The organism is Butyrivibrio fibrisolvens, from assembly GCF_037113525.1.
Lineage (GTDB): Bacteria > Bacillota > Clostridia > Lachnospirales > Lachnospiraceae > Butyrivibrio > Butyrivibrio fibrisolvens.
In genome coordinates this window covers 4368825-4382784 of sequence record NZ_CP146963.1, presented here as the reverse complement: position 1 = coordinate 4382784, position 13960 = coordinate 4368825, and the positions used below count along the sequence as shown (strand labels likewise).

Annotated in this window: 12 protein-coding genes; 9 read left to right on the top strand and 3 right to left on the bottom strand. The window is 37.8% G+C overall.

Features of this window, described 5'->3' with window-relative positions; genetic code table 11:
• Positions 1-252 precede the first annotated feature (252 nt).
• The 5 genes from WAA20_RS18675 (at position 253) to WAA20_RS18655 (ending at position 5514) form a co-directional block, all read left to right on the top strand.
• Positions 253-1413: a hypothetical protein gene (locus tag WAA20_RS18675; protein WP_073385663.1), complete on the top strand. Its 1161-nt coding sequence runs from the start codon at positions 253-255 to the stop codon at positions 1411-1413.
• A 93-nt stretch (positions 1414-1506) separates the two neighbouring features.
• Entirely contained in the window at positions 1507-2187 is a 681-nt protein-coding gene (locus WAA20_RS18670) for a hypothetical protein (RefSeq protein ID WP_139263612.1), read from the top strand.
• 235 nt (positions 2188-2422) lie between these two features.
• Entirely contained in the window at positions 2423-3034 is a 612-nt protein-coding gene (locus WAA20_RS18665; protein WP_073385660.1) for a hypothetical protein, read from the top strand.
• A 4-nt stretch (positions 3035-3038) separates the two neighbouring features.
• A complete protein-coding gene (locus WAA20_RS18660; RefSeq protein ID WP_073385659.1) occupies positions 3039-3680 on the top strand; it encodes an ABC transporter ATP-binding protein in 642 nt (213 codons plus the stop codon).
• 259 nt (positions 3681-3939) lie between these two features.
• Positions 3940-5514, top strand: a complete 1575-nt coding sequence (locus tag WAA20_RS18655; RefSeq protein WP_073385657.1) for a glycoside hydrolase family 43 protein — start codon at positions 3940-3942, stop codon at positions 5512-5514.
• A 142-nt stretch (positions 5515-5656) separates the two neighbouring features.
• Here WAA20_RS18655 and WAA20_RS18650 read toward each other — a convergent pair whose 3' ends face one another.
• From WAA20_RS18650 to WAA20_RS18640, 3 genes are all read right to left on the bottom strand, one after another.
• Positions 5657-7675: a methyl-accepting chemotaxis protein gene (locus tag WAA20_RS18650; protein ID WP_073385655.1), complete on the bottom strand. Its 2019-nt coding sequence runs from the start codon at positions 7673-7675 to the stop codon at positions 5657-5659.
• A gap of 258 nt (positions 7676-7933) precedes the next feature.
• Complete coding sequence (gene feoB / locus WAA20_RS18645) at positions 7934-10237, bottom strand: ferrous iron transport protein B (protein WP_073385654.1); 2304 nt, start codon at positions 10235-10237, stop codon at positions 7934-7936.
• A gap of 143 nt (positions 10238-10380) precedes the next feature.
• Positions 10381-11154: an alpha/beta hydrolase gene (locus tag WAA20_RS18640; RefSeq protein WP_073385652.1), complete on the bottom strand. Its 774-nt coding sequence runs from the start codon at positions 11152-11154 to the stop codon at positions 10381-10383.
• Positions 11155-11354: 200 nt separating this feature from the next.
• Here WAA20_RS18640 and WAA20_RS18635 point away from each other — a divergent pair, with 200 nt between their 5' ends.
• The 4 genes from WAA20_RS18635 to WAA20_RS18620 all read left to right on the top strand — a co-directional run bounded on the left by WAA20_RS18635 (position 11355) and on the right by WAA20_RS18620 (position 13901).
• On the top strand, positions 11355-11591 hold the full coding sequence (locus WAA20_RS18635; protein WP_081373677.1) for a hypothetical protein: 237 nt from the start codon (positions 11355-11357) through the stop codon (positions 11589-11591).
• Positions 11560-12552 (top strand): leucine-rich repeat domain-containing protein, encoded by a 993-nt coding sequence (locus tag WAA20_RS18630; protein WP_167562659.1) that lies wholly within the window; start codon positions 11560-11562, stop codon positions 12550-12552. The genes WAA20_RS18635 and WAA20_RS18630 overlap by 32 nt, the downstream gene beginning before the upstream one ends.
• A gap of 1 nt (position 12553) precedes the next feature.
• Positions 12554-13159: a hypothetical protein gene (locus WAA20_RS18625; protein ID WP_073385649.1), complete on the top strand. Its 606-nt coding sequence runs from the start codon at positions 12554-12556 to the stop codon at positions 13157-13159.
• Positions 13160-13319: 160 nt separating this feature from the next.
• Positions 13320-13901 (top strand): GNAT family N-acetyltransferase, encoded by a 582-nt coding sequence (locus tag WAA20_RS18620; protein ID WP_073385647.1) that lies wholly within the window; start codon positions 13320-13322, stop codon positions 13899-13901.
• Positions 13902-13960: the final 59 nt, after the last annotated feature.

Genomic DNA, 13960 nt, shown 5'->3' with positions numbered 1-13960 from the left:
ATTATTGCTGTAATCTCCAGTCTGTTATTATCTATCAGTGTACCACTAAAGCGGTACTTAACAAGTGTAAAAAACGTAGTTGGGGACGGGAAAAATGTAGTTGGGGACGGTGCTTCGAAAAAAGAACAAATAGTATGTTATGCTATTTCTATCGTTATAACGAATACGAAAAGGAAGATATACACCATAACAGATCATGACATGGGGAAATGTGGTTTTGCTACATTTCCCTATTTGATAGGAGGCTATTACATGAAGAAAAAGATAGTTTTTTTGATTTTATCATGTTCCATGTTATTTGTCGGATGTGCCAATAATATGCCTATAGATAATAGTCCGGCATCAGATATGGATGATGGTCATAGTAACATGCAGTCGAATGATAGTACTGCTGTTACAGTGACTATTCCGACTAAGTACCAGAATATAGATGGAAAAGTAACATTCGATGGAGAGATATCCTATGGTTCATTGGATAATCTTTGTTGTTATAGTGCTTCATTACAAAAAATCGATGCCTCTTTGGTGGAGGAGGATCTCTTAAAAGAAGAAAAGGAATATGATAGCTATTCAGATACATTTGATGATGAATACGGCAATAGTATTGACTGTACTTCTTACATCAATGTATATGATGGTTTTTACTTATCATCAGGACCAGTTAGTAGTAATTTTAGTTATTCACGTGGAAATTCCAATTTTTCTTATTATGCAGCTGCATTTAGGATAGAAAAGAAATTTGACGATTATAATGCAGATAAGTTTTCGACGCAGGAGGATCTCCCATTTGAATCTCGTCAGGAAGCGTATTCACAGATTGGAGATTTCCTAAAAGCACTTGGGTTTGACTCTGATTTTGAGTATGTTAGCTATTCTCTTGATCATAGCACTCTTCAAAACGAAGAAGTTCATTATGATATGAACGGTAATATAGATCCAAGTGAAAATAAAGATCAATGGACTCAGGAAGATGACTGTTATTATGTTGCTCTAAGACAGATTTTTAATGGAGTTCCGATTTATTATCCTTACGTTAGTACATTCGTTAATGAAGATGTTGAGAACTATCCAATAAATGCAATGGTAAATGAAAATGGTATTTTTAGTCTGAATATAGATCAGGTGTTTGAATTTGCCGATGAAGAAAAGATAGATTCTGTCGTAGAATTTGATACTGTGTTTGACGCGGTTTCAGATAAATTCAATGACATCCTGGACGACAGTACATATGTATTTGACCTTGCAGAATTGGTTTACTACGTTGATCTATCAAGTAATAACGGCATTTATGAAGTGTATCCTGTATGGATAATAAAAGGAAACGAAACATCAGGTGACAGTGAAACAGAAATACAGGTATTTGTCGATGCTAGGACAGGTGATGAGATAATACCGTGGACACAGGAGTTGTAACAGATGGTCAGGATGCTTAAATCAGACATACTAAGGATAATATTATCGTACAGACTGCCTATTGGAATAATAGCGACAAGTTTCATATTGATATTGTCATTATTAGAAGACAGGAATATTAATATCGATGTTTTATATGCTTTTGAGATAATAATGTGCGGAATACCTGCGATGCTTGTTTTGATTGCAGGAGCATTTGGGTATGCTGATTCGATTTATCTGGATATAAAGAACAACTATTATAGAAGCCAGTTGATGCGTGCCAGTCTTCACAGATATATTTTTTCAAAAGTAATAGCTATCTTTGTATCAAGTACAATGATTTTAACCTTTGGAATAACATTATTTGCTTTTATCATGCATCTTTTTGTTCCATGGTGTGATGAAGATAGTATGTCATATTATGTGGCATCTAATTATTCATGCTTTAAGTATTTTTTGACTAATCATCATTATCTATTGTTCTTCTTTTTGTCCGGTTTTAGATACGGATTGTTATCAGGAATACTATCTGTATTATCGGCATACGTGTCGCTGTTTGCAAAGAATAGAATGATAGTATTTGCATTTCCATTTATTGGAAGATATTTATGTGATCTTATCACCATGTTTCTGACATCTAAATATACTCTGTATGATATATTCTGGGAACAGCATGTAGGCTGGAAGTCTCCGGCTTTCACGATCTTTATTTTGATTGGGTTAGCTGCTTCAATAGTATTTTTGATTGGAGGTCTCATGATGAGAAAAATAGAAAGGGATTATATTGGATGACTAGATTTTCTCATTTTATATCTGAAGTAAATAGATTCTTCTTTTGTCCAAAGGTATACATTGCACTTTTATTTCAATTTGCTCTGATGCATTTTTTACATCAGGAATAAGGGCTTTATCAATAGAATCCGGCTGTAAGAGCAGTATCTGGCTTTTCCCATTTCTGTTTGGCTATGTATATTTGCAGCTTACGCATGGATTGATAACGACATACATTTTTTCTTCAGTACCATTTATGGAGAGAAAAGAGATTTATACGATCATAAGAAAAGGAAGAAAAAGATGGCTTGCAGATGCATATGCGAAAATCGTAGGAGTAAGTATTTTAATTGCTGTTGCTAATGAACTCATGAGCATATTGGTGATGCTACCGTATATATCATTAGAAAGCGGCTGGGGGAAGATATACAAAACAATTGCGCTCACTGATGCTGCTACTGTTTTTGATATTCAGATTTCTGTTCCATATTTACTGATAAATCAGTTCTCCCCATTTGAAGCTACATTAAATGTGATGCTTCGAATGATCATATTGTCGATAACACTAGGAATTATCATGTTTACAGTTGGACTGATGAGTTCAGGACTAGTAGCTGTAATTACAGGTACGTGTTTTTCCGGTCTGGTGATAATCAAAGAGAATCTGGCGTATTGTTTCCCATGGATCAGATATATATCACCGTTTTCATGGATGAATTTAGTTGATAATAACTCTAATCATATAGATAGCTTTGATAGGTGGAATATGTATTTGCTAATTCTATCGTGTGTTGTGATCATATGTGTAGCGATAGATGTGCATCTGATAAGAAGAATCGACTTTAATTTTATAGACGAGGAAGAGTGAATCTATGGAGATAGATCTTATAAACATTGAAAAAGCATATGGTAAGCATAAGGTTCTAAAGAGCATCAGTCTTAAGTGTCGCCCTGGAACTATAACAGGTATTGTAGGAAGAAACGGAGCAGGCAAAACTGTTTTGTTCAAAGCAATATGCGGGCTTGTATCCATTGACAGCGGAGAGATCAAAATAGATGGCAGGATTAAGAAAAGCGGTAGCATCTTATCATCAGCAGGAGTGATAATTGAAGGTCCGGCTTTTTTGTCCAATGCTTCAGGAATCAAAAACCTAATGTATCTATATACTATAAATAATAAGCTTGATAAAAAGCATCTTGAAGATGTTATGAGGAAGGTCGGTCTGAATCCATCGGAAAAGAAAACAGTTTCCAAGTATTCAATGGGAATGAAGCAGCGTCTTGCTATAGCTCAGGCTATAATGGAAGATCCGGAGTGCCTTATTTTGGATGAACCCTTCAACGGCCTTGATAATAAGGGAGTAGATGAGATACGATCACTGCTTCTGGATCTTAAAAAGGCTGGAAAAACAATACTTGTAGCAAGTCATAATCCGGAAGATATAAGAATATTATGCGATGAAGTATATGAAATGGATGATGGTATCATGACAAGAAAAAAGATAGCATCATAAAAATAATATCTACTAAGCAGTATTTGTTAATGATTTTAATGATGCTCTGAAAGCCGCAGATGAGCTATTATACAAGGCAAAAGAGGGTGGCAAGAATCAGATAATCATATGACCTACATGATGTTCTAAATTAAGAGAAAGAAACTCATAAATTAAAAACAGTGCCTTTTATGACATTAAAACGGCAAGGAATGAGAAGAATCATTCCTTGCTTTTTTTTATCATAAATATACGAATTCAATTGGAGGAATCTTAGGGGATGAAAAAACTATATAGACTTACAGCACTTCTTCTTGCAGGACTTTTAACTGCTTGTGCTTCCGACCAGCAGGATACGGCGCCTATAGAGTCATCTCAGGGAGAAGATAGCAGTCTTGGTTTATCCGGGGATAGCGCCACAGACGCAGAAAATAATAATGAAGAGGATAACAGCGATATGACAAGTGTTGACGTTTCACAGGCCGAGGAACTGTTTGAAGGCCTGGAATTATCAAAAGGCTACAAGGATATTTCAGATCATAATCCTTGTATGACACAGAGATTCAGTGCAGATCCCGGAGTTATGGTTTATAACGACAGGGTATATGTGTACGCTACCAATGATGGAATGGCTATGGACACTAAGCCTACTAACAATGATTATGGAAAAATCAGAACTATCAATGTGATGTCTTCAGCTGATCTTGTTAACTGGGAAGATCATGGTGCTATCATGGCAGCAGGTAACAGCGGTGCTGCAAAATGGGCAGGAAATTCATGGGCACCTTGTGCTTGTCACAAAGAAATTGATGGCAAGGAGAAATTCTTCCTTTACTTTGCAAACAGCGGTAACGGAATTGGCGTTCTTACATCCGATTCACCTACAGGACCATGGGAAGATCCGCTTGGAGAAGCTCTTGTATCACGCGAAACCCCCGGTATTGAAGGCGTTATCTGGCTCTTTGATCCGGCAGTACTTGTAGATGATGATGGAACTGGATACCTTTATTTCGGCGGCGGTGTTCCTGAAGGAAAGTCAGAAGATCCACAGAGCTTTAGAGCAGTTAAGCTTGCTGATGATATGATCCACCTTGACGGTGATGTAGTTACACTTGATGTTCCGTGGGGATTCGAGGATTCCGGTATTAATAAGATCGGTGATACCTATTATTATTCCTATTGTACAAACTGGGCAGGTGGACCACTTGGTAATGCCAAGATTGCCTATATGACATCAGATTCACCTCTTGGACCATTTACTTTCCAGGGAACATGCTTTGACAACCCGGGAGAGTTCTTTGGAACAACAGGCAATAACCACCATACTATAATCACATTCAAAGATAAGCAGTACATCTTTTATCATGCAGAGTATCTGAACAAAGAAATGTATGGCGAGATGCTTGGATACAGAACTACTCATGTTAATGAGCTTCCTATGGAGGATGGCCTTTTTGGAGAAGCCAAGGGAGATACTGCCGGCGTAGAACAGCTTTGCTTCGTTGATGCTTTTAGCTTAAACCGTGCAAGTTCTCTGGCATGGCAGGCTGGCGCTTCTTTTGAAGGAAGCGGAGATACTAAAGTAAAGCTCTCTGAAGGAGACTGGTTTGGAGTAGCAGGTGTAGACTTTGGTCAGGGCGCAGGTACAATTAAGGTTAGTGCCAAGGCTACAGAAGATACATGGATCCGTGTATCAACAGGAAGCGCTGATGGAGAACTTGTAGCATATGTATTTGTTCCTGCTTCAAGTGATTTCCAGGAAGTATGCGCAGATGTAGAAGGTCTTGAAGGCGCATGTGATCTTTTCTTTACAGCAGCAGGCGACGTAACACTGGATACTTGGATCTTCGAATGATTCATTTAATTTTGCTTATTATAATTTACCCTAAATAATATATTAAAAACCTGTCAGATGTGATAACTATTATTGTTATCCTTGTATCTGACAGGTTTTTAAGCTTTATAGAAGTTTTGGATTTACTATTTTATTAAAAATATCAATTAGCTGATTTGAAGAACTTCATCTCTTCATTGAGCTTCTGAGCTATATCCTTAAGGTCATTAGCAGATCCTGCAAGCGTAGTAACTGTTTCGGAGAGCTCTTGCATGGAAGCACCTGTTTCCTGTGATGATGCGGCATTTTCTTCTGAAATAGCAGAGAGTGCGCTCATAGTATCAACAACAGAATCTTTGGAAGATTCACAGGTGTCTGCTCCTTCGGAAATAAGGTGTACGCCGTCTACTGTAGAGCTGATATCTTCAAGCATTCCATTAACAGCATCAAGAGTTTCACCAAGAGCTATCTGCTGGTCTGTATTTCCGTTCTTAACTTCAGCTGCTGCATTAACGGCTGCTTCAGACTGTGCAAGGAGTGTTTCCATTTCTTTTCTAATATCATCAGCCATCTGCTTGGAATCTTCAGCAAGTTTTCCGATCTCTTCTGCAACTACAGCAAAGCCCTTACCGGCTTCACCTGCTCTTGCAGCTTCAATAGAAGCATTAAGTGAAAGAAGGTTGGTCTGGGTAGCAATTGATGTGATACCTTCAACTTTTTCACTTATGTTATTAACAGCATCCTTGGTTGCCTGAATGGTATTTGAAATATCGTCGATCTTGGCAGTCATCTCAGTAGATGAAGTCTGGAGAGATTCAAGAGATTTGCTTGAAATCTCTGATGCTTCCTTCATTTTACTTGCAAGAGAAGTCAGGTCGTTAGAGGAACTTTGAACGCTTCCTACTGCATCACCGATCTTGCCGACATTTTCAGTAGCACTCTGGATCTCATCAGCCTGCTGGTTTGCACCGGATGCGATCTCCTGAACTGCATGTGATACATCTTCTGCAGTCTTGGATATCTGGTCAGCCATATCTGAAAGTTCATCAGATGAGGATCCTACATCGCCTGCTGATTTTTTGATATTAGTAACGATCGTATCAAGCGTCTCTATCAACGAGTTTGTAGCTTTGGAAATAAGTCCAAATTCGTCTTTTCTCTTGTCGTGCTTTTCAACTTTATTAAATCTTCCATCAGAAAGCGATTCAAGAGACTTGGCAACTGCTTCGATTGGTTCTGTAAAGCTCTTGGCCATGATCAGCGAAATGATTATAGCAGTTATAAGAAGTGCAATTCCAACGCAAATAACAATAACTGCAGATTGTCTTGCTGCACCGAGTACGTCTTCTTCTGTTTTGGAGGTACATACTATAAATCCGGTATTCGGATCTCTTGCAAAAGCTATATAGTTATTGTCGTAGTTTGGCTCGAGGTAGAAGCCTTCTGATTCGTCATTGTTAAATACATCAAGGTTCGACATATCAACTTCGTCGTGAGCACCTTCACCTATCTCATAAGCTGCATGGGCACATAATTTACCGCTTCTGTCTATCATAAAAGCAGAATCTGTTTCAGATGCCAGAATTTCGTGGAAGTTGTTGATGTTGTAGTTTCTGTGAACTACGGCAATGATATTGTTGTTATCATCATATACAGGTGTTGAAAAAGAGATCATTCTCTTTCCGCTGGTTTTACTTACAGTCAAATCAGAAATATAAGAGTTTCCCTTCATTGCTTCCTGGAAATATGCTCTATCGGAGACATCTATAAAATCTCCTGACGTTCTGACAATCTGGAATCCATCAGGGCCTGCTATTGAAGTCTGATCACCATCATTAAGAACTTCATCACATTCTCTAATGATATCCTGAACTTCTTCATAAGATACGCTAGTGTCACCCGTGATATATTGAACAACAACGGGATTGCCGGCTATACTTTGTATCATATTCATATTGGTGGTACATATGGTTTCGAACCTTCCTTCGAAGTACCATACTTCCCATTCTGCACTGTCCGCTGCATCGGCGAGAGCTTTGGATGTTGATGTATTGTAGCTGACAGTAACAGCAACAGCCAGAGGGACAGCTGCTATCAGGATCATGATAAGTATCAATTTGGTCTTTATACTGTCAAGAAAGCCAATTCCATTTCCACTGCTTTTGTTATTTTCTTTAGCCATAGTTTGTACCTCCGGAATTATGGTTAAATCAGAACATAAACATCAAAAAAAATACCCATAACTATATCGGAAGATTGCTGTTATATATTAATGGCAGCATCCTGTAGTTGTGTCAAAACTATAAGGAGAATAATTAAGAAAGGTAAAAAAAAGGACAGCACTGGTTCGCTGTCCCTTGATGTTACGAATTGTATTCTGAATGTAGGAATTAAATTGTTATCAAAATAATAATTCTGCTATAAAAGCGATAGTCCAGGTTCAAACTAACAATCCTATTATTAGCTTAAATCCGAATGCGATGATCCATGCAACTATGCACTGCCACAGGACTACAAAGCCTGCCCACTTAACACCGAGTTCTCTTTTGATAGAAGCAACAGCAGCAACGCATGGAGTATACAGAAGACTGAATACAAGAAGTACTCCCGCTGAAAGAGGAGACAGTACTTCTGAAACGCCGCCTTCAGAACCAAACAATATTTCCAAAACAGAAACGACGCTTTCTTTTGCCATAAATCCGCTTATAAGAGCTGTGACGATCCTCCAGTCTCCGATGCCAAGAGGACGAAGAACAGGAGCGATTATTCCGGATATAAAAGCAATGATGCTGTCCTTAGAGTCAGTAACAAGGTCGAAATGGAAGTTAAAGCTCTGCAGGAACCACACGATAATTGTAGCTACAAAGATAACTGTAAACGCCTTCTGAAGGAAATCTTTAGCCTTCTCCCACATAAGCTGGAAGGTGCTCTGAAGTCCTGGAAGTCTGTAGTTTGGAAGCTCCATAACGAAAGGAACGGCTTCGCCCTTGAATATAAACTTGCGGTATACAAGTGCCATAAGGATTCCAACTACTATGCCAAGTAAATAAATTCCTGTCATAACAATTCCACCATGCTCTGGGAAAAAAGCATTTACAAAAAATGCATATATCGGGAGCTTAGCTGTACAGCTCATAAATGGTGTTAGAAGGATAGTCATCTTACGGTCTCTTTCACTTGGAAGAGTACGTGATGACATAACAGCAGGGACTGTACATCCAAAGCCTATGAGAAGAGGAACTATACTTCTTCCGGAAAGACCTATTTTCCTAAGAAGCTTGTCCATAAAAAATGCAACTCTTGCAATATATCCGCTGTCTTCGAGCAGTGATAAAAAGAAGAACATTACTACTACGATAGGAAGGAAGCTTAAAACACTTCCGACACCTGCAAATATACCATCTATTACAAGGCTTTGGATTACGGCATTAACATTAAGCGATACAAGAAGTTTTTCTACAAGCTGGGCCAGGGAATCAATGCCCATTTCAAGCCATTCCTGAAGTGCTGCCCCTATTACATTGAAGGTCAGATAGAAGACAAGTCCCATAATAAGTACAAATACCGGAATTGCTGTGTACTTGCCGGTGAGTATGCTGTCTATTTTTTCACTTCTGATTCTTTCTTTACTTTCGTGAGGTTTTTTAACACATTCTTTGGAAACCCTTCCGATATAGGCAAAGCGCATATCAGCGATAGCAGCGCTCCTGTCAAGGTTTCTTTCTTTTTCCATCTGAATGGTTATATGTTCAATCGTTTCAAGCTCGTTCTGGTCAAGCTTAAGCTGTCGGATTATCTGCTTATCGCCTTCGATTATCTTACTTGAAACAAACCTTACAGGAAGATCTCTGCTCTTAGCGTGGTCTTCGATAAAGTGACCTACGCCGTGAAGGCACCTGTGTACGGCACCGCCGTTTTCATCTTCAAGACAAAAGTCCTGTTTCTTAGGAAGTGTTCTATTCTTGGCAACAGATAGAGCCTGATGTACAAGCTCGTTGACACCTGAGTTCTTGGCAGCAGAAATCGGAACAACAGGAACGCCCAGCATTTCTGTCATCTTCTTAATGTTGATAGAGCCGCCGTTACCTGTAAGCTCGTCCATCATATTAAGAGCAACTACCATCGGACGATCCATCTCAAGAAGCTGCATGGTAAGATACAGGTTTCTTTCGATATTGGTAGCATCAACGATATTTATGATCGCGTCCGGCTTATCGTGCAGAACGAAATTTCTTGAGACAAGCTCTTCGCTTGAATATGGAGACATGGAGTAGATTCCGGGAAGATCTGTGATGACAGTGTTTGGATAGCCTATGATAGAACCATCTTTACGGTCAACTGTTACTCCCGGGAAGTTTCCGACATGCTGATTGGCTCCTGTAAGTCTGTTGAAAAGAGTGGTCTTACCGCTGTTCTGATTACCAACAAGAGCAAATTTGAGAACCCTGTCTTTGGGAAGTTCTATTTTATCTTCTTTGGATGATCTGTCTGTATGATGTGAATCGGATTCCGCAGCCTTGGTGATCTTAGTAACTTCAATCTGTTTTGCATCATCAAGTCTGAGGGTCAATGAATAACCGTGGATCTGAATCTCCACGGGATCGCCCATAGGTGCAAACTTGATTATTTCAAGCTTTGCACCGGGTATTACACCCATATCAAGAAAGTGCTGCCTTGTAGCACCCTTGCCGCCTACTGTATCAATTCTAGCCTTTTCGCCAATCTTTAACTCATCAAGTCTCATAGTAAACCTCTTCCTTATGAGTAAAATTATACCTTCTTGAATTATTATTTCAAGAAATACATAGCCTGAGAGGCTTATTTTACTTATGTTGAAAGCTTTATCAGTTACTGATTAGGAGGCTTTACAGCGTGGCTATGATAGAATCACTGAATCCAGGAGTCGATTATGGCCGCAGTCTGTCTGATCTGCTCTACATTAGTCATGGCAGGCTTTCCGTCCCCTGACTGAATACCATAGCATCCAAAGAAGGAATGTATACCTCCGTCAAGGATGTATTCGGTATTGTCGGCTGGCCAGTTAACCTTGTTTTCTTTGTAACTTTCAAGATTTATAACACCATCATTTGACCCATATATAGATAAGAGCTTAAGGTCTGTGTCAGAAAGATCTTCAGTAATATACGAAGCCAAAAGTATGATACCGTCGAATGGCATAGTATCGCCATTTTCTATAAGATCGCCTATATACATACCTGCCGCAACACCGCCAAGCGAATGCCCTGCAATATACCAGGAAGGAACACTTGATATTAAGTCGTCGTAGCCATCAGCTGCATCAATATCAAGAAATGCCAGATTCTCCGGCATCCTTGTAAGAATACACATATATCCTCTTTGAGCCAGCTCGTACATAAGCCCCGAATAAGCAGTATATTCAACCTTTCCACCCGGATAAAAAACGATACCCGCTTTTATCTTATTTTCATCTGCTGGTACGAATAAAAGAGTATCCTCATTATATTCAGTAACTGTAGCAGCATGCTGTGATTCGATTTCTGAGATAATACCTGCATCAGCCTTGTAATAGTTTGATGCGTATATCTTAAATGCAATGGCGGATGATGCTATAAGCAGTAACAAGGCAAGCGCTATGCACAGTATTATTTTTTTAGCTTTATGTTTAGTAAAAGTCGTCATAGTTACCTTCGGTAGTAAATATTCAGTCTGGAAACCCGAAATTAAAAACGAGTTTCTTAGCCACAAAGATTATATCATATATAAGGCTGAAAGTTTATATAAAAATGATTGATTATACAATGAATCTTTCAGAATTATTTGTAATAAAAATGCAGTTCATCGTATAAAAAATGCATTTCGTCAGATGAGAATCCTATAATATGCAGACATATGTACAATATTGTGGGGAGTTTTTTACTTTTTCAGAGTTAGAAATCATTTTTAATATATTTTTAGGAGACGGAATGGGAAGAATCAAAATGAACCTCGATATGCTCGAGGAAGTAAGAATGCAGCATGAGGCTGCGCTGAGCGCAACAGAAGATGTTATTAACAAGGGAAAAATTAAAGGAGAAATCGAGGAAAATGGAGAAAGTGAAGACGATGAAGAGGGATAATTATTGGAAAAGTTTAATGCCTTTAAAAGTTGCTCTTTGGATAATAGATATCATATTAGCCTATGCTATTATTATTTGTATTTTGCTTCCTGTTAGTATTGGGGTTTTGGATAATTATAAGTACTTGATTAATCCTCTTCCTTTTGGAAATATTAAGGTTACAGAATATACAGGAAATGATCAAAACATCATAGTTCCATCTCGTTTAATGTTTCTTACGATTTCAGATATTGATGACGGTGTTTATCAGGATAATGGAAATATAACGTCAGTATATATATCTGAAGATGTTCAAGTAATACCATCTTTTGATGGGTGTGCCAATTTGGAACAGCTTACCTTTTCAGAAAATAGTATTTGCAAATCTGTTGATGGGTTTTCGAGGTGCATAAACCTGAATAACGTAGTGCTACCTGAATCTGCTGAACGAATTGAAGTTGGTGCTTTTTCAGGTTGTGTTTCGCTGGAGAATATTTATATACCAGATTCTGTTACCTACATTGGCTTGGGTGCTTTTGAAACAACTTTGTTTGAATATAACCATAAAACAGATGAATACTATATTGCAGGTGATGAAATTCTTCTGTTTTATAATGGTGATACAGATTCTATAGTTATTCCTGAAGGAATAAAAAGTGTATGTGAATCTTCTTTGTATGATTCTTATGATGAAAAAACAGATGACAGATTAATTTACTATCCTTCAACAATAGTTAGGATAGATCCTTTTATAACTGAGAATACAACAGTTTATTGCCCTGTTATGAGCGAAATTGAAATTGACGATTATGATGTTAATGATATAAAAGGAACTATTGTTGCTCCGGAAGGATCATTCCTTGAATCATTCTGCAAAGAAAATAATATCAAATTTAGAGCAATGACATCTGAAGAAAAAACGATATGTGAAGAAAAGACTAATTCTGTAACCGATAAAGTCGTATATGCAAATGAGGAATGATATGGAAATAAATATAAACGATATTTTATGCAATATAAGAAAAATGTTTTGTAATATTTTTAGGAAAATAGGAGAGAGGAAAGAGGTTGCAATTTTTCTTGTAGAAATAGGTATTATAATTGCATACGCAGTAGTATGTAATATTTCGCATGATTTTCAAGAAAAGAATGCCTCATGCTTCGGATTTGATAGTAAAAATTATTATACTGCTGAATGTATTAAAATCTGGGATGAATACGGGTGTTCTGTTTTCTTTGAAGATAATCAGGAAGAGGTACTAGCGAAACTTGAGAGTATAATAAGTGATTCAGAGATTATCGATAACATACAAACAAATACAAAGATATTGGGAATATTTAATGGGTATAGTGAAGAAGAAATAGAAAGCGCTATTAATGCATTTGTTTATGGTTGTAATAATAGCGAACATATTTCAGGTAGTTATAATTCTATAAAGGATGTACCAGAGCCTCTTATAAGATGTACATATTCTGAAATTTTAAGGCACAGTGCTGATTCTGAACTACATGAGGGGGTAGAAAAAAATTTTAATAGATATATGAGTAAACTTGAACAAGATGCATTAAATCCAGATTTTATGGAATGAAATCCAAAAGCTGACTTTTAGGGATATCGTATTTGATTATTGAATCAAACGCGATATCCCTTTTGATGTGGAATATAAATTCATATGTCCCTATTCTTTTTGCAGTATCGTGCTATAATGTCAAAAACAGTGTAAAGCACAATTTAGGAGTGGCTTAATCATGATATTTCAGGACAATACAGTAACAATCAGGCCAGTACAGTTTTCTGATGCGCCTTCTCTTGTAGAAATCTACAGATATTACGTAGAAAAGACCGCTATCACATATGAATACGAGGTACCATCAGTAACTGAATTCGAAAACAGAATTAAGGCTATAACAGGAAAGTACCCTTATCTTGTAGTAGAAAAGGACAACGAAATAATCGGCTACGCCTATACCAGCGCATTCCATGTGCGAAAAGCCTACGAATGGTCCGCTGAAATGTCCATATACCTTTCAGATAAAGCCAAAGGATTGGGCCTTGGCAGAAAGCTCTACGAAATCCTTGAAGACATCTCCAAAAAGCAAGGCATAACAAACCTCTACGCATGCATAGGCGCCCCCGAAGTAGAAGATGAGTACCTGACCAATAACAGCATTCACTTCCACGAACACATGGGCTATAAGCTAATTGGAAGATTCACCAAATGCGGCTATAAATTCCACCGCTGGTACGACATGGTTTGGATGGAGAAGATAATTAAGGACCACGAGCAAGATGCCAAGGATATAGTTCCTTTTCCTGCCCTTGAGCGTTAATGTCTATTTGATAAGACTTTTATAAAAATCAAAAATTATATGAAACGCTATCGCTATTT

Excerpts from the sequence above, each read along its gene's own strand:
- WAA20_RS18675 (WP_073385663.1), top strand. The coding sequence starts at position 253 with ATGAAGAAAAAGATAGTTTTTTTGATTTTATCATGTTCCATGTTATTT.
- WAA20_RS18665 (WP_073385660.1), top strand. The coding sequence starts at position 2,423 with ATGGAGAGAAAAGAGATTTATACGATCATAAGAAAAGGAAGAAAAAGA.
- WAA20_RS18660 (WP_073385659.1), top strand. The coding sequence starts at position 3,039 with ATGGAGATAGATCTTATAAACATTGAAAAAGCATATGGTAAGCATAAG.
- WAA20_RS18655 (WP_073385657.1), top strand. The coding sequence starts at position 3,940 with ATGAAAAAACTATATAGACTTACAGCACTTCTTCTTGCAGGACTTTTA.
- WAA20_RS18650 (WP_073385655.1), bottom strand. The coding sequence starts at position 7,675 with ATGGCTAAAGAAAATAACAAAAGCAGTGGAAATGGAATTGGCTTTCTT.
- feoB (WP_073385654.1), bottom strand. The coding sequence starts at position 10,237 with ATGAGACTTGATGAGTTAAAGATTGGCGAAAAGGCTAGAATTGATACA.
- WAA20_RS18640 (WP_073385652.1), bottom strand. The coding sequence starts at position 11,154 with ATGACGACTTTTACTAAACATAAAGCTAAAAAAATAATACTGTGCATA.
- WAA20_RS18635 (WP_081373677.1), top strand. The coding sequence starts at position 11,355 with ATGCAGACATATGTACAATATTGTGGGGAGTTTTTTACTTTTTCAGAG.
- WAA20_RS18630 (WP_167562659.1), top strand. The coding sequence starts at position 11,560 with ATGGAGAAAGTGAAGACGATGAAGAGGGATAATTATTGGAAAAGTTTA.
- WAA20_RS18625 (WP_073385649.1), top strand. The coding sequence starts at position 12,554 with ATGGAAATAAATATAAACGATATTTTATGCAATATAAGAAAAATGTTT.
- WAA20_RS18620 (WP_073385647.1), top strand. The coding sequence starts at position 13,320 with ATGATATTTCAGGACAATACAGTAACAATCAGGCCAGTACAGTTTTCT.